Source organism: Panacagrimonas sp., from assembly GCF_965216805.1.
In the GTDB taxonomy this organism is placed as follows: Bacteria; Pseudomonadota; Gammaproteobacteria; order Nevskiales; family Nevskiaceae; genus Panacagrimonas.
Map to the genome: position 1 here is coordinate 663,387 of NZ_CBDCGN010000003.1, position 16,051 is coordinate 679,437.

The following is a 16,051-nucleotide window of genomic DNA, read 5'->3' on the forward strand; positions in this document are numbered from 1 at the left end:
GTGTTCTCCTACATTGCGTGCGCCCGCCCTATTCCAGACCCGACATGCTGCGCCGCACCTGGCAACGACTGCTGAACGTGTTCGACCGTGCCGATGCGCAGTGGCGCGACCCGGCGGCCGACGCTGACTGGAAGCCGGTCGCTGCGCTGCTGGCGGTCACCGGTCTGTGCCTGTTCGGCATCCATTACCTGAAGTACGCCAGCACGCTGTTCGCCGGCATCCAGTGGCTGTGGGATGTGCAGACCCTGCGCGCGTTTCGCTCCGGGCCGTGGGCGGAACTGCTTACGCATGCGTGGTGGGGCGTGGTGCACTTGCTCGGTTATGTGCTGGTGCCGCTGTGGTTCGTGCGCTATGTGCTGCGCCGGCCGCTGGCCGAGTTCGGCGCCGGTTGGGGCGACACCACGCGCTGGCTGCCGGCCTGCGGCGTGCTGATCGCGGTGATCGTGCTGTTCGCCTTCATCGCCAGCCACACACAGAGTTTTCAACACACTTATCCGTTCTATTCAAAGGCCGGGCGTTCGTGGCTGGATTTTGGCCTGTGGCAGCTGGTGTACATGTCGCAGTTCGTGATGCTGGAATTCTTCTTTCGCGGCTTTCTGCTGCACGCGCTGGCGCCGCGTTTCGGCGCTGCCGCGATCTTTGTCATGGTGGTGCCCTACCTGATGATCCACTTTCCGAAGCCCACGGCCGAGGCCTTCGGCGCGCTGCCGTTCGGAATTCTGCTGGGCGTGATTGCGCTGCGCTCGCGTTCGATCTGGGGCGGTGCGCTGGTGCACATGAGCATCGCGCTGAGCATGGACCTGATGAGCCTGGCGCAGACGCAGCGCTGGCCGCAGCAGGTGTGGCCGTGGTGAGGCTGCGCAACTTTGCCTGGGGCCTGGGCCTGGTGCTGACGGCGTTCTATCTGAGTTGGCTGGGCCTGGCCGCGGTCAACTTTGCCTATCCATTGTTCTATCAGCCCCTGGGTCTGGAGCAGAACATCGAGACCTACGGTCCGCGCAATAGCGCGCGACCGGGCTTTCACCTGACCTCGCGCGAGGAGCGCTTCCGCGTGTTTGCCGGTATTGCACAGGCGGTGCGCGACGACGGCAATGGCCTGCAGGAGCTGCGCTACCACGACCCACAGGGACGCGAGCTGGGCGTGCTGCTGATTGCGGACGAGGTGCTGCACCTGCAGGACGTGGCGCGCCTGGTCGGCGTGTTCGAGCGCGTGGGGCTGGTTGCGCTGATCGGTTGGCTGGCGCTCAGCGTCTGGCTGTGGCGGCGCGGCGCGGCTCTGCCTTCGGTGCCGGCGGTGCTGGGCGGTGTCGCGCTGGTGCTCGCATTGGGCGGACTGGCGGTGCTGGTGGTGGGGCCTACCGCGTTGTTCTACTGGTTGCACGAGGTGATGTTTCCGCCCGATCACCCCTGGTTTTTCTATTACGAAGCCTCGTTGATGTCGACGATGATGCGCGCGCCGGTGCTGTTCGGCGGTATCGCCGCGCTGTGGCTGGCGCTGGCGCTGATGGTCGTCGCCATCCTGTATGCGCTGGCCTGGCGCCTGCAGGCGCGCGCAGCGGTGCTTAGTGAAAGTCGCGCGAGCTCACGTTCAAATCGCCGATCCAGGCGCTGAGGTCGGTCAGGCCCTGCACCACCACGTGGGTCACGCCCTGGGATTTCTGCAGCTCGCCGCGCACCAGCAGCAGGCGTGCCGCCAGCGCGTCGCGCCGATGCGCTTCCATCACCGCCGGCCACAGGATCAGGTTATGAGTGCCGGTTTCGTCTTCCAGGGTCATGAACACGGTGCCCTTGGCGGTGCCGGGTCGCTGACGGTTGATGACCAGGCCGGCGACCTTCACGCGGCGGCCGCCGGGCAGCGGTTCGAGGTCGGCGGCGCGCAACACGCGCTGGCGGTTCAGGCGCGGTCGCAGCAGTTCCAGTGGATGGCGGCGCAGGCTCAGGCCGGTGCTGGCGTAGTCGTCGAGCACGTCCTGGCCTTCGCCGGGCGCGGTCAGCAGATCGAGTTGCGCCTCGCGCGCGGCATGGCCGGCGAGTATCCCCGGCAGGCGTTCGACGCCCAGCGCCGACCAGCGCGCCTGGTGGCGGTGCCCGGACAGCGCACGCAGCGCATCGGCGTCCGCCAGCAGGCGCCGATCACGTGCGTCGAGTCCGGCGCGATGCACCAGGTCGTCGAGATCGGTAAAGGCGTGTTGCGTGCGCGCCGCCACGATGCGCAGCGCGCTGGCTTCGGACAGGCCGCTGACCAGGCGCAGGCCGAGGCGTAGCGCAGGCCCGTGGTCCGGTTTCGCCGCAGGCGAAGCCGGGGCGGCATCGGATGCCCACATCCCGGCTTCGCTGGCGCGAAACCGGGCTACCGTTGACAGAGGTTCCAGCGTGCAATCCCACGCACTCACACACGCATCGACCGGCAACACGCAGACGCCGTCACGTCGGGCTTCCTGCACCAGTTGCGCTGGCGCGTAGAAGCCCATGGGTTGCGAGTTGATCAGGCCGGCAAAGAACGCGGCCGGCTCGTGACGCTTGAGCCAGGCCGAGGCGTAGGCGAGCAGGGCGAAGCTCGCCGCGTGCGATTCCGGAAAGCCGTAGGACCCGAAGCCGAGCACCATCTGGTAGATGTTGTCGGCGAACGCGGGATCGAAGCCGTTGGCGGCCATGCCGCCGAGCAGGCGTTCACGGAAATGTTCCAGCCCGCCGTGGCGCTTCCACGCCGCCATCGAGCGGCGCACCTGGTCGGCCTCGCCGGGCGAGAAGCCGGCGCCGTCGATGGCGATCTGCATCACCTGTTCCTGGAACAGCGGAATGCCCAGGGTGCGGCCCAGTGCCTTGTGCAGGCGTTGCGGAATGTCGAACGGGGTGTCGGGGTGCTTCTCGCGCAACTGCCGGCGCTTCAGATAGGGATGCACCATGCCGCCCTGAATCGGTCCCGGACGCACGATGGAGATCTGGATCACCAGGTCGTAGAAATTGCGTGGCTGCAGACGCGGCAGCATCGACATCTGCGCGCGCGACTCGATCTGGAACACGCCGATGGTGCGACCGGCGCAGATCATGTCGTAGGTGGCGGGGTCCTCGCGCGGCAGGTCGCGCAATCCGAAGTCGCGGCCGTGCCAGGCCGACAGCATCGCCAGCGACCGGCGCAGCGCGCTGAGCATGCCCAGTGCCAGCACGTCGACCTTGAGCAGACCCAGCGATTCGAGATCGTCCTTGTCCCACTGGATGATGGTGCGATCCGCCATCGCCGCGTTTTCCACCGGCACCAGCTGCGACACCGGCACGTCGGAAATGATGAAACCGCCGACGTGCTGCGACAGGTGCCGCGGCATGCCGACCAGTTCGCGCGCCAGGGCGAGCCAGCGCTTGGGCAGTGCCGCCTCGGGATCCAGACCGACCTCGCGGAAACGCTGGTCGAGCACATCGCCGCGATCCCACCACGCCAGCGAGCGGATCAGCGCCTCGACCTGTTCGGCGTCGATGCCCAGCGCCCAGCCCACCTCGCGCAGCGCCATGCGGCGGCGGTAATGAATGACGGTGGCGGCCAGCGCGGCGCGTTCGCGGGTGTACTTGGCGAAGATGTACTGGATGATCTCCTCGCGCCGCTGGTGCTCGAAATCGACGTCGATGTCCGGCGCCTCGTTGCGCTCCTTGGACAGGAACCGCTCGAACAGCAGGCCGTGATTTTCCGGCGTGACCTCGGTGATCCCCAGCGCATAGCACACCGCGGAATTGGCGGCGCTGCCGCGGCCCTGGCAGAGGATGTTGCGCTCGTGCGCCTCGCGCACGATGTCCCACACGGTGAGAAAAAACGCCTCGACCTTCATCTCGGCGATCAGGTGCAGCTCCTTGTCGATCTGCGCGGCGATGTCCGGTCGCGCGCCCTGTGGCCAGCGTCGCGCCATGCCCTGCAGGCTCAGTTCACGCAGCCAGCTCGTCGGCGTGTGCCCGGCCGGCACCAGTTCCTGCGGATAGTCGTAGCGCAGTTGGCGCATCGAAAAGCGGCAGCGCTCGGCAATGCGCAGGCTCTCTTCCAGCCATGCGGCCGGATACAGCGCCCGCAGCGTCTTGATCGGGCGCAGGTGATGCTCGCCGTTGGGCAGCAGGCGATGGCCGCACTCGGCCACCGGCACGCGATGGCGGATGGCGGTCATCACATCGTGCAGCGGCCGGCGTTCGGGCGCGTGGTAGCGCACGTCGCCGGCCGCCACCAGCGGCAGGCCGAAGCGCTCGCCCAGTGCGCGCAACTGGTCGATGCGTGCGGCATCGTCGGCAGCGCGGTGGCGATGCACCGCGATCCAGGCGCGTTGCGGGAAGCTGTCGCGCACCCAGGCCGCGTGTTCGGCGCTGGGCGCCGCATCCGGAATCCACAGCGCCAGCGCGGTCTGCGCAATCTGCAGGAAATCTTCGCGCAGCAGGCGGTACTCGCCCTTGTCGCTGCGTCGCCGCGCATGCGTGATCAGGGCCGACAGCGCCCGGTAGGCGGCGAGGTCAGGCACCAGCAGCACCAGCCTGGGTCCGTCCTCGATCTGCACTTCGCTGCCGACGATCAGCGGCAGCTTGGTTTTCTCGGAAGCCTCCAGCGCGCGCACGATGCCGGCCAGGGAACACTCGTCGGTGATCGCCAGCGCGGTATAGCCCAGGTCGCGCGCGCGTTCGAACAGTTCCTGTGCCTGCGAGGCGCCGCGCTGGAAGCTGAAGGCAGACAGGCAGTGCAGTTCGGCGTAGCCGCCGGGCGGTAGGGGATCGGTGCACTCCGGCTCTGATACGTGAACCCGGACGGCCGGCGAAGAAGACCTCATCACGGCACGGACACTTGCGATCCGCGTAGCCCGGGTCCGTGCAGCGGAGCCGGGACCCCGGTCCCCGGTCCCTGAAATCTCAGGCGCGACGTTCGCCGAAATCGCCGTCGCCGCTGGCGGTTCCACCCCAGTCGGATGGGATCAGTCCCTGTCGGACATGGCGATGGAAGGAGGAATGCGGCCAATCCCGCACTTGCCGCACGAGTCCATGCTTGACCGGGTTGAACAGGATGTAATCGAAATGCTGCCGACGATCTTCGTCGTCGCGTATCGCATGCTCCCAGTAACGGCGCTGCCACAGGGCGGGTTCGCCATTGTGATGGCGCGGAATCCTCAGGCCGCGTTCCATCAGCGCTCGCGTGAAGCGCGTCTTGATCCCTTGCCAGCGTGCGGGAAAGTCTGCATCGCCCGGCGGCAGGGTCCATAGGCTGTGCAGGTGATCGGGCAGGACGACGATGGCGTCGATGCTGAATGGGTGGCGCGCCCGCGTTTGTCGAAACGCACCACGCAAGGCATCGACATGATCGATCAGCAAGGAGGAATGCCGGTCGGCCAGCGTGACGGTGAAGAAGAAGCTGCCACCCGGGATTCGTGCGCGACGGTACTGGACCATGCTCAAGCCTCCTTCGCAGCCCGGTTTCGCGCAACGGAGCCGGGGCGGATGCCGTGCAAACAACCCCCGGCTTCGCTGCGCGAAACCGGGCTACGGGGGACGCGCTCACGACCACCACCCGTGCAGGAACCAGGCCTGCGTGTCGAGGTCGCGATACACCCAGGCGCGGCCGCCGTTGAGGCTGAGCGTGGTGTAGTCGCGGCGGATGTCCTGGCCGTCCCACCAGCCGGACTCGATGCGCTCGAATACAGGATCGGCCGCAAGCTGCGGCGGCGGCATCGGCCAGGGTTCGGTCAGGAGAAATCCGGGCCGGGATCCCACTGCGGGCGCGGCGAAGCCCGGCTTGCGACCTGAGGCAGAAGCTGCTGGCGTCGCCGCGCCAAGCCGGGCCGCGGCCAGTTCAGGCCGGTGGTCTTCGCGCACCTGCGGCGACCAGACCCTGGCCTCGCCGAGCCGCGCGCGGATGCGATCGACTGCGGCCGACCACTGCTGGGCCTGGCCGGCGCGCGGATCGAGCAGGTCGGACTGCGGGGGGATCGCCTCGGCGAAATCTTCGGCGATCAGAATCAGTTCGCGTGCCGGCAGCGGCAGGCCGTCCCGCTCCAGGCGTTCGTGCAACGCCGCGAAGATGCGATCGGCCTCGCGATGCGGATCGACGAAGCGTGCATGGATGCAGGTTTCGCGTGCGCCGGCGTGGATCACGTTCAGGCTCACGCTGGCCAGTCCGCGGTCGCATGCACGCAGGTAGGCCTGCAGTTCCTTGCACAGGCGCCGGAGCGGAAACTGCAGGCGCTCGACCTCCTCGATCTCGGCTGCCAGCTCGAAGCGGCGACGGAAGGTTTCGGGTGGCACGATGGCCTCGAAGGGTTCGGGCGCCAGGCCCAGCAGGCGGTCCAGCGCCAGTCGTGTGGCGGCGCCGAAGCGTTTGACGAAGGCCGCACGCGGCACCGCGAACAGATCCCCCAGGCTGCGAAAGCCGACGCCCTGCAAGGCCTGCAGACGCTCGCCCGGCCAGTGCAGGACGCTCAGCGGCAGGGCGGCCAGATGGGCTTCCAGCTCATGCAAGTCGAACACCGCATCGGACTGCCCGGCGCAGGCGCGCGTCGCGGCGGCGGCGCGCGTCGGGGCGCAGCCGAGCTGGGCGGCATGACCGAGTTCGAGCAGTTCGTTGCACAGCGTATCGCGCAGCACCTCCAGTCCGCCGAACAGGTTCAGGCTCTGGCCGATCTCCACCCACAGCAGCACGCGCGGCAGGCGGCCGGGTTCGTGCAGGTCCTGGATCTGCGCCGTCACCGGCTGGCCGTAGCGATAAATCCAGTGCGCCAGGCTGTGCAGCGCCGCGGATTCGGCCACGGGTCGGCGCACCCGCAGTTTCAGTTCGGGATCCAGCAGCAGGGCCCGGCGCAGCGTCGTGCCCGCAGGACAATGCGGCGCGTCGGTGATCAGCCAGCGCTGCGCGCCGTGCTGGTCGACCACCGCCACCGGGCCGCTTTCAGGCTCTTTATCCAGTGCCGACAGCGGCAGGCGGGGCAGGTGCAGGCAGAGCCAAAGCATGGATCGATCCCGGCCGGCTCATGCCGCGGCGCTCAACCACACGGGCGCCGGTTTGTACCCACGGCACTTGAGCACGTCCACACAGGGCGTGCCATCGGCTTCGCGCCACACCCGCAGGCGCAGCGCGCTGGGCGTGGATTCGCGGGCATGGCGATCGGAGCGATACAGCAGCACGCAGCCGTCCTGGCTTTCGGCAGCGAGCTGCAGCCGGCGCAGGGCGCTGGTTTCCACCTTGTCGGCCCATAGCAGCACGCAGCCACCGGCGCGCAGCAGCAGCTCGGCCGACCACAGTGCGTTCTGCGTATCGTCGGCGTCCACCACCAGCACCTGTTCAAGGCTCAGGCCGGCAGCGGCCAGACGCGGCGCGTAAGGCAGGCAGGGCGGCGCGACGAAGGCCAGCTTGCGGCCCGCCTGGGTCAGGCCGGCCAACAGCGGCAGGGCCAGACTCAGTTCGCCGACACCGGGTTGTGCATGCAGGATTTCGCTGACCGCGCCGAGCGGCCAGCCGCCGCCGGGCAGCACGCGATCGAGCGCGGCAAAGCCGGTGGGCGTGGCGCGGATGGCGGCTTGTTGGTGGCCGCGCCACAGCTGCGGACCGAGCAGGCTCAGATGTGCGGGAAGTGCGGATTCCATGCGACTTCCCAGAGAAATTCGTCGGGATCGGCGAAATAGCCGGAGTAGCCACCCCAATCGGTGCAATGCGGGGCTTTCACGATCGTCACGCCGGCGCTGCGCAGCTCGGCGAACAGCGCGTCGACCGCTTCGATCGAGCCCAGGTTGTGCGCCAGGGTGAAGCCGGCAAAGCCGGCGCCTTCGGCCGGCACGCCGGCATCTCTTGCGAGTTCTGTGCGCGGAAACAGCGACAGCCAGGTGCGGCCCATCTCGAAGAAACTCACGCCCGCGTCTTCCGGCATGGGGATGCGCGGCAGCTTGAGTACGTCCGCGTAGAAACCGGTGGCGCGTTGCAGGTCGCTCACGCCGAGCGTGATAAAGCTGATGCGCGGTTCCATCTAGCCCGCATTTCTCACAGGGGGATCGAGCGATGGCCGTATGTCGAGGACGTGCAGTGCGCCGGGACGGAGCGAACCCCATAGTGGTTCTATGGGGTGAGTGAGTCCCAAGCGATGCGCGCCGCAGACAGGCCAGCGCCGATCCAGTCGGAGAATCTCTCTACAGTCTGTTTCGGAATCGAAGTCGAAGAACGTTGTGCGGATTGGCGATGGCAAGGGATTCTCCGGCGACCTGTGAGAAATGCGGGCTAGCGCCCGATCCCGCCCACGGCCGAGCAACGACCGTCCAGGCGCAGAGTGGGGGCGGCTGTCTGGCTCACGTGCGCCGGGCTTGCGCTGCCCTTGAACACGGCGTGAGATGCAATGGCGTCGCTGCCGGTCACCATGCTCTGACTGCGCGCGGAGCCCCCGTGCGAGGCCACCGTGGTGCGCATGACTTCGCCGGCATCGGTGACCTCGACAAAGGTGAAATGCCTGACGCCATCGCGCATGGTCACCTCGTGGCGCCCTGGGCTGCCCAGCACGTACGCGGCGTTGCTGGTTTCGTCGAGGATGAAGGTGAAGGAAAAATGTTCTTCGGCCTGGTGGGCGCTTTCGGGATTGCTGTAGCGCGCGTAATCGCAGATGAACGTGCTGGTACTGGCGTGAACCAGCAGCGGAAACAGCAGGCCGGGCAAGGCGAACCAGGGTTTCATGTGCATTTCCAATCGCGTCCTGAACTCAAAGCCGGCCGAAACCATCCGTGCGCAGCAAGCCCACGGCCAGGCCCTCTATCGCCAGCGGCTGGCGCGACAGGTCCACGCGGATGGGCGCGAAGTCGGGGTTTTCCGCCAGCAACTGCACCACGTCGCCACGCCGCTGGTAGCGCTTGACCGTGACTTCGTCGTCGAGGCGCGCCACTACCACCTGGCCGTTGCGTGCAGTGGCCTGGCGATGCACGGCGAGCAGATCGCCGTTACGGATGCCGATGTCGCGCATCGACTCGCCGGTGACGCGCAGCAGGTAATCCGCGCGCGGTTTGAACAGCCCGGCATCCACCGGAACCTGGCGTTCCAGGTTCTCCAGGGCCAGCAGCGGGCTGCCGGCGGCCACACGGCCGATCAGCGGCAATTGGTATTGCTGCGGCACGGCCTCCAGCAGGCGAATGCCACGCGCAGCCCCCGGAACCAGTTCGATCACGCCCTTTCTGGCCAGCGCCTTGAGGTGATCGTCCGCCGCGGTGGGCGAGGCGAAGCCGAACTCCTGCACGATGTCCGCGCGGGTGGGCGGCGCGCCGCGCTGCTCCAGGCAGATGCGGATGAAGGCGAGGATGTCGGTCTGGCGGGGGGTGAGCATGGTCGGATGAGGATACTGTATATAAATACAGTTTCTCAAGTACCGACCCACTGCGCGCCTACTCCGTCGCTTGCTGCTCCCGGATCGCCTTGAGCAGCACCGGCGTCATCACCACGAACCACAGCGCGAAGGCGCTGAGCGGCACCCAGAACCCGATCAGACCGCTCCAGGCGAAGGGGCCGGACTTGAAGAACACGATCAGTGCGCCGGGGATGAACAGCGTGCCCATCCACAGGTTGAAGTAGCCGGCCCAGCGCGGGAAGACCGGTTGCGGACTGCGGTCGGACAGGGTGGCGATGCCGATGGCGAACAACTGCATCAGCGGTGCGGGAAAGGTGGCCACCAGGGCGATCCAGCCCAGGTCGTTGAGCAGCAGCACCAGTTCCGGACTGCGCTCGACGCGAAACGAGGCGGTGAGCCAGAACACCACCGGCAGCAGCACGATCCACACCACCACGCCACCGCCGATGGCCTGGATCACCGGCAGCACCGGCGAGGTGCCCTGCATGCGCGCCATCTGCACCGACAGCACCGCGGTCCACGGGATGAAGAAGCCAGAGGCGATCATGCCGATTACCAGACCGATACGGATGGAGGTGGGCGAGGCGGCATAGAACGCGGCGACGGCATCGGCATCCAGTGCGGGCGCGAGCGGCGGTATGAACCAGGCTACGAACCAGACCCCCACGAACAGCAGTGCGACGAACATCAGGCCGGACCACGCGCACAGCGTCTGCATTCTGGTGCTCATCGAGATTCCCCGGTGGTGAGTGTGGAAGTGGATGCCGTAGCGGTGTCGTCGGCCTTGGCCGCGGGTTGTCCGACGCCGAGATAGGTCAGCACGATGGCGCCGGCCACCACCACGATCCAGACGTCGCACACGCGCTTGAGTGGCCATGGCGCGTGCTGCACTTCCATGAAGTGGAAGATGATCATCCGCACCTTGGCAAACGAGATCAGCACCAGCGCGACCGCGCTCCACAGCGCCGGTGCGCTGACCGATGTGCCGGCCTGGGCGCGATGGCTGGTGCCGAGCATGAACGAGATCAGCGTCAGTGCCGCCAGCAGCAGCCAGACCCAGGTCAGCGGCGTGCGCAACAGCTTCATTGCAGCAGGTACAGCAGCGGGAAGATCACGATCCACAGCAGGTCCACCATGTGCCAGAAAGTGGCGCCGCCCTCCATCCACAGGCCTTCGTCGGCCGTGGCTGCCGCCGCGCGGGCACGCCGCCACAGCAGCGCCAGCACACCCATGCCCACCAGCACGTGCAGCATGTGCAGTCCGGTGAGCACGAAGTAGAAGGTGTAGAACTCGTTGGTGGTCAGGGTGATGCCGGCGCCGATCTTGGCGCCGTACTCGATCACCTTCAGACCGATGAAGCCGGCACCGCAGGCAAACGCCAGCGCCAGCAGCCGTGCCGCCTGCACCCGGCGAGCAGCGCGGATGGCGGCCATCGCCAACGCCACGAACCAGGAGCTGGTCAGCAGCAGCAGCGTGTTGGCCATGCCCAGGGTCTGGTCCAAGGTGGCCTGCGATTGCAGATACAGCTCCAGGCTTTGCGCGCGATACCAGGTGAAGCACGCAAACATCAAACCGAATACGGTCATGTCGCCCAGCACCAGCACCCAGATGCCGGCCTCGCCCGGGATATGGCCGGGATACTTCGCTGATGTGGGAGCAGGTGCGCGCACGGTGGGCGACGCGGAGGAAGCCGGCATGGACTCGGGTGGAACGCAGTGGGCGGCGAAAGCGACCGCATCCGCAGTATGCGGTGGGTCGGGCACGACGTCAGCGCGGGCGTTCCCCTGCCGGCAGCGCCCGCGGGCGGCGGGAACCGGTCCAGCCTGGGAGTCAGAGCGGGGCCGACCGGCGTTTCCTGCGGGTCACTGAATCATGGAGCTTTGCCGACGACGCGGGCCTCGAAAAATAACGCGGCGCGGCAGGGTTACCGTGATCGGAACCAGGCCGGGCCGCGTGGAGATGCCCGTAGGGTTACGCGAACTTCCGTGAACTCAATAAGCCGCCGTCAGCCACGAACTGCACGGATAAGCGCGGTTCAAAACCACCAGCAGCTTGTGGATCCTCGCTTCACCGGTCCGGTGATGCGAGGGGCCCACACGAGCTGGTTTTTCAATCCGTGTCATCCATGCAATCCGTGGCAGAGGCTTTTCCAGATTAGCGCAGATCGAAGCGATCCAGGTTCATCACCTTGCCCCATGCAGCGGCGAAGTCCTTGACGAACTTGCCCTGGGCGTCACTGGTGGCGTAGACCTCCGCCAGTGCGCGCAGCTGCGAGTTGGAGCCGAACACGAGGTCGGCGACGGTGCCGGTCCACTTCACCGCGCCGGTCTTGCGGTCGCTGCCTTCCAGGACATTGGGGTCCGCGTCCGAACGCTTCCAGGCGGTGCTCATGTCGAGCAGGTTGACGAAGAAGTCGTTGGTGAGCGCACCCGGCCGCCGGGTGAACACGCCGTGCTTGGCCTGGCCGGAGTTGGCATCGAGCACGCGCATGCCGCCCACCAGCACCGTCATCTCGGGCGCGGTCAGTTCCAGCAGCTGCGCCTTGTCCACCAGCAGTTCGGCGGCCATGCCTTCGAGGCCCTTGCGGGCGTAGTTGCGGAAGCCGTCGGCAAGCGGTTCGAGCGGTGCGAACGACTCGGCATCGGTCTGCGCTTGAGAGGCGTCGGTGCGACCCGGCGAGAAGGGCACGCTGACATCGTGCCCGGCCTGCTTGGCCGCGGCCTCGACTGCAGCGCAACCGCCGAGCACGATCAGGTCGGCCAGCGATACCTGCTTGCCGCCACCGGCTGCGCCGTTGAAGTCCTGCTGCACGGCTTCGATCTTCTGCAGGATCCTGGCCAGTTCTGCCGGCTGGTTGACCTCCCAGTCCTTCTGCGGGGCCAGGCGGAGGCGCGCGCCATTGGCGCCGCCGCGCTTGTCGCTGCCGCGATAGGTGGATGCCGAGGCCCAGGCGGTGTTGACCAGCTGGGCGGTGGACAGGCCGCTGGCCAGCAGCTTGGCCTTGAGTGCGGCGATGTCCTTGTCGTCGATCGGCGGATGGTTTGCGGTGGGGACCGGGTCCTGCCAGATCAGTTCTTCAGCCGGCACCAGCTTGCCCAGGTAACGGGAACGCGGCCCCATGTCGCGGTGGGTGAGCTTGAACCAGGCGCGGGCGAAGGCGTCGGCAAACTCTTCCGGGTTGGCCATGAAGCGACGCGAGATTTTCTCGTAGGCCGGGTCCATGCGCATGGCCATGTCGGCGGTGGACATCATCGGCGCGTGGCGCTTGTTGGGGTTGTGGGCATCCGGCACGGTGCCGGCGCCGGCATCGCCCTTGGGCTTCCACTGCTGCGCGCCGGCAGGGCTCTTGGTCAGCTCCCACTCGTAGCCGAACAGGGTCTCGAAGTAGCTCATATCCCATTGGATGGGCGTCGGCGTCCAGGCGCCTTCCAGGCCGCTGGTGATGGCATGTTCGCCCTTGCCGGACCCGAAGGCGTTCTTCCAGCCGAAGCCCTGCTCGGCCAGGTCGGCTGCCTCGGGCTCGCGCCCGACGTTGGCGGTGTCGCCGGCGCCATGGGTCTTGCCGAAGGTGTGGCCACCGGCGGTGAGCGCCACGGTTTCGGCGTCGTCCATCGCCATGCGCGCAAAGGTTTCGCGAATGTCGCGCGCCGAGCCCAGCGGATCGGGATTGCCGTTGGGGCCTTCGGGATTCACATAGATCAGGCCCATCTGCACGGCGGCGAGCGGATTGTCCAGCTCGCGGTCGCCCTTGTAGCGCTCGTCACCGAGCCAGGTGGTTTCCGGACCCCAGTAGATGTCCTCCTCCGGTTCCCAGATGTCGGCGCGACCGCCGCCGAAGCCAAAGGTCTTGAAGCCCATGGATTCCAGCGCGACGTTGCCGGTGAGGACGAACAGGTCGGCCCAGGACAGCTTGTTGCCGTATTTCTGCTTGATCGGCCACAGCAGACGGCGGGCCTTGTCAAGATTGCCGTTGTCCGGCCAGCTGTTCTCGGGCGCGAAACGCTGCGCGCCGGCGCCAGCGCCGCCACGCCCATCGGCGATGCGATAGGTGCCGGCGGCATGCCAGGCCATGCGGATGAAGAAGGGGCCGTAATGGCCGTAGTCGGCGGGCCACCAGTCCTGCGAGTCGGTCATCAGCGCGTGCAGGTCCTTGATCACGGCGTCCAGGTCCAGGGTCTTGAACGCCTCGGCGTAATCGAAACCGCCGTCCATGGGATTGGTCTTGGACGAGTGCTGGCTCAGGATCTTGAGGTTGAGCTGATTGGGCCACCAGTTCGCGTTGCGGTTGGATCCCGCAACCGCGTTCTTGCCGCTACCGCCCGCGAATGGGCACTGTGCGTCGTTTGACATGACTCTCTCCTTTAGCTGTTTGAAATGGCTGACGCGAATCGGGATCGAGTCTGGAGGGTGGGGCGCGCTCGATCAAATAATCTTTCCCAATAGGGCCAATAGTGACCGTGCAATGTGAAGGCCGTACGGCGCCGCAGATGCCCGCGGCACCGACGTTGCTGCGTCCGGCAAGGTCAGCCGCCGAGCGCCTTGCCGCGGTCGGCGAAGCGATCGCGCAGATCGCGCTTGAGGATCTTGCCGCTGGCGTTCTTGGGCAGGGCGTCGACCACCTCGGCGAGCTTGGGCGCCTTGTAGCCGGCCATGCGTTCGCGACAGAACTTGAGCAGTTCCTCGGCCGTGATGGCCTGCCCCGGGCGCGGCACCACTACCGCCATCACCGCCTCGATCCACTTGGGATGCGACACGCCGAACACGGCGACTTCGGACACCGCCGGATGCTGGAAGATGATCTCCTCGACCTCGCGACTGGCCACGTTCTCGCCGCCGGACTTGATCATGTCTTTCTTGCGATCGACCACCGACAGATACCCCTCTTCGTCCATCACGCCCAGATCGCCGGAGTGGAACCAGCCGTTGCGGAAGGCCTCGGCGGTCTTCGAAGGGTTCTTCCAGTAGCCGAGCGTGATGTGCGGGCTGCGATGCACGATCTCGCCCACCGTGCCCACCGGCACCGGGCGGTCGTCGTCGTCCACCACGCGGGTCTCGACGTTGAGCGCGGGCCGGCCGGCGGAGCCGAGCTTGCGTAGCTGATCGGCCGGCTTGAGCACGGTGGCCAGGGGCGACAGTTCGGTCTGGCCGTAGAAGTTGAACAGGCGGATGCCGGGAATGCGCGCGTGGATTTCCTTGACGATCTCCACCGGCATGATCGAGGCGCCGTAGTAGCCCTTCTTCAGGCTGGACAGATCGGTCTTGTCGAAGTCGGGGTGACGCAGCAGCGCGATCCACACCGTGGGCGGGCAGAACAGCTTGGTGCACTTCTCTGCCGCGATGGTCCTGAGCAGGGTGGCGGCATCCGGGCCGGGCAGCACGATGCTGGTCGCGCCCAGATATAGGTCCGGCGTCAGGAAACAGTCGAGCTGCGCGCAGTGGTACAGCGGTAGCGAGTGCACCTCGATGTCGTCGCCGGTCATCTCGCCGTCGGCGATCAGGCTGGCGTACTGCGTGTACAGGCAGCGCGCCGACAGCAGCGCGCCCTTGGGCCGCGACTCGGTGCCGCTGGTGTAGAGCATCTGCACCGGATCGTCGTCGGCGATCAGGATGTCGGGCTCGGCGGCGTCGGGGTGCTGCATCCAGTCCTGCACGCATTCCCAGCCGGCCGGGGTGCTGTCCTGCTTTTCGCGGATGGCGCCGCGCAGCTTGAGACTGACCCCGGATTCGGCGATGGCCGCGTCGGCGACACGGGCCAGTGCGTCTTCCACCACCATGCCGCAGGCCTCGCCGTTGTCGAGAATGAACACAATCTCGCTGGCGTTGAGCATGAAGTTGATCGGTACCGTCACCGCACCCAGCTTGGCCAGCGCAAAACGGATCACCACGAAACCGTGGTTGTTGTGCGACAGCAGCGCCACGTGGTCGCCCTTCTTTACTCCGCGTGCGGCCAGGGCATTAGCCGTGCGGTTCACGGTGTCGTCGAGTTGCGCGAAGCTCTGGCGCAGATCCTGGTAGACCAGCGCCGTCTTGTTCGGAGTGCGTGCAGCCGAGCGCCGCAGCAGGTCGCCGAGGCGGTGGCCGCGGGCAGCGGGGATCAGGGTTTGCAACGAGCTTTCAGAAGCGTTCATGGCGGTGGGGTCCTCCAATGGAATGTTCGAATGGCGTTCTTCGGGATCATGCGGGTGCGCCAGTACCTGCGCCACTCGTCGAGGGTAGTCGAACCGGTTCTGCGTTCGCTGCCAAGGTCAACGTCATGGGTCATTGGTCTATCCTTCCAGGCTCGGAGAGGCAAGGAGGCGTGCCGATGGACCGACAGCAATTCCAGACCGAGCTGAGCCGCGATGGTTTCGGCGACGCCATCGCGGGCGAATACGCACCCGGTCGGGTCAATCCCGATCACACGCACCCGTTCGAAGTGCGCGGCCTGGTGGTGCAGGGCTACATGGCGATCACCGGCGATGGCGAAGTGCAGCGGTGCGGTCCGGGCGATGTGTTCGTGATGCATTGCGGACAGACGCATCGCGAAGAGGTGGGGCCGGACGGCTGCCGCTATCTGTACGGGAGCCGGACGCTGGAGGACTGATCGAGTGCGTCGCGGCGGCCGGCGTTTCACCGCTTCCGCAACCCGCTTGCGGCGTCCTGCAGGGTCGAGTGTCGCCCCGTCGGATGCCGGATGTGTCGACGCCAGCGGCCGGAAATTCGTGATGACGGGTCCGACGCCACCA

15 protein-coding genes are annotated in these 16,051 nt (G+C 66.9%); 3 read left to right on the top strand and 12 right to left on the bottom strand.

All coding sequences use genetic code 11. The features are described 5' to 3' along the window. Positions 1–44: 44 nt before the first annotated feature. Both ACOOHP_RS16145 and ACOOHP_RS16150 read left to right on the top strand, forming a co-directional pair. Positions 45–854, top strand: a complete 810-nt coding sequence (locus ACOOHP_RS16145) for a CPBP family intramembrane glutamic endopeptidase (protein ID WP_420467509.1) — start codon at positions 45–47, stop codon at positions 852–854. Next, positions 851–1,612: a DUF1461 domain-containing protein gene (locus ACOOHP_RS16150; protein ID WP_420467510.1), complete on the top strand. Its 762-nt coding sequence runs from the start codon at positions 851–853 to the stop codon at positions 1,610–1,612. The genes ACOOHP_RS16145 and ACOOHP_RS16150 overlap by 4 nt, the downstream gene beginning before the upstream one ends. On the opposite strand, the gene ACOOHP_RS16155 is transcribed toward ACOOHP_RS16150, so the two are convergent. The 12 genes from ACOOHP_RS16155 to ACOOHP_RS16210 form a co-directional block, all read right to left on the bottom strand. After that, positions 1,563–4,793 (bottom strand): error-prone DNA polymerase, encoded by a 3,231-nt coding sequence (locus ACOOHP_RS16155; protein ID WP_420467511.1) that lies wholly within the window; start codon positions 4,791–4,793, stop codon positions 1,563–1,565. The genes ACOOHP_RS16150 and ACOOHP_RS16155 overlap by 50 nt on opposite strands. Before the next feature lie 79 nt (positions 4,794–4,872). After that, positions 4,873–5,406, bottom strand: a complete 534-nt coding sequence (locus ACOOHP_RS16160) for an REP-associated tyrosine transposase (RefSeq protein WP_420467512.1) — start codon at positions 5,404–5,406, stop codon at positions 4,873–4,875. A 105-nt stretch (positions 5,407–5,511) separates the two neighbouring features. Continuing rightward, on the bottom strand, positions 5,512–6,960 hold the full coding sequence (locus tag ACOOHP_RS16165) for a Y-family DNA polymerase (protein ID WP_420467513.1): 1,449 nt from the start codon (positions 6,958–6,960) through the stop codon (positions 5,512–5,514). 18 nt (positions 6,961–6,978) lie between these two features. Further along, entirely contained in the window at positions 6,979–7,593 is a 615-nt protein-coding gene (gene imuA, locus ACOOHP_RS16170; protein WP_420467514.1) for a translesion DNA synthesis-associated protein ImuA, read from the bottom strand. Continuing rightward, positions 7,566–7,970 carry a VOC family protein gene (locus ACOOHP_RS16175; RefSeq protein ID WP_420467515.1) on the bottom strand — a complete coding sequence of 135 codons (405 nt, stop codon included), beginning with the start codon at positions 7,968–7,970 and terminating at the stop codon, positions 7,566–7,568. The genes imuA and ACOOHP_RS16175 overlap by 28 nt, the downstream gene beginning before the upstream one ends. A gap of 248 nt (positions 7,971–8,218) precedes the next feature. After that, a complete protein-coding gene (locus ACOOHP_RS16180; RefSeq protein ID WP_420467516.1) occupies positions 8,219–8,665 on the bottom strand; it encodes a hypothetical protein in 447 nt (148 codons plus the stop codon). Positions 8,666–8,690: 25 nt separating this feature from the next. Continuing rightward, the gene (lexA, locus tag ACOOHP_RS16185; RefSeq protein ID WP_420467517.1) at positions 8,691–9,305 is read right to left on the bottom strand and encodes a transcriptional repressor LexA; all 615 of its coding nucleotides are present in this window, start codon (positions 9,303–9,305) and stop codon (positions 8,691–8,693) included. Between the two features lie 58 nt (positions 9,306–9,363). Further along, entirely contained in the window at positions 9,364–10,056 is a 693-nt protein-coding gene (locus ACOOHP_RS16190; RefSeq protein WP_420467518.1) for a hypothetical protein, read from the bottom strand. After that, positions 10,053–10,412, bottom strand: coding sequence for a cytochrome C oxidase subunit IV family protein (locus ACOOHP_RS16195; RefSeq protein WP_420467519.1), 360 nt, complete (start codon positions 10,410–10,412; stop codon positions 10,053–10,055). Before ACOOHP_RS16195 ends, ACOOHP_RS16190 begins: the two co-directional genes overlap by 4 nt. Continuing rightward, positions 10,409–11,023 (bottom strand): cytochrome c oxidase subunit 3, encoded by a 615-nt coding sequence (locus ACOOHP_RS16200; RefSeq protein WP_420467520.1) that lies wholly within the window; start codon positions 11,021–11,023, stop codon positions 10,409–10,411. The genes ACOOHP_RS16195 and ACOOHP_RS16200 overlap by 4 nt, the downstream gene beginning before the upstream one ends. A 457-nt stretch (positions 11,024–11,480) precedes the next feature. Next, the gene (gene katG / locus ACOOHP_RS16205) at positions 11,481–13,676 is read right to left on the bottom strand and encodes a catalase/peroxidase HPI (protein WP_420467521.1); all 2,196 of its coding nucleotides are present in this window, start codon (positions 13,674–13,676) and stop codon (positions 11,481–11,483) included. Between the two features lie 173 nt (positions 13,677–13,849). Next, positions 13,850–15,454: an acyl-CoA synthetase gene (locus ACOOHP_RS16210; RefSeq protein ID WP_420467522.1), complete on the bottom strand. Its 1,605-nt coding sequence runs from the start codon at positions 15,452–15,454 to the stop codon at positions 13,850–13,852. A 176-nt stretch (positions 15,455–15,630) separates the two neighbouring features. On the opposite strand from ACOOHP_RS16210, the gene ACOOHP_RS16215 reads away from it, so the two are divergent. Further along, positions 15,631–15,909 (top strand): cupin domain-containing protein, encoded by a 279-nt coding sequence (locus ACOOHP_RS16215; RefSeq protein ID WP_420467523.1) that lies wholly within the window; start codon positions 15,631–15,633, stop codon positions 15,907–15,909. Positions 15,910–16,051: the final 142 nt, after the last annotated feature.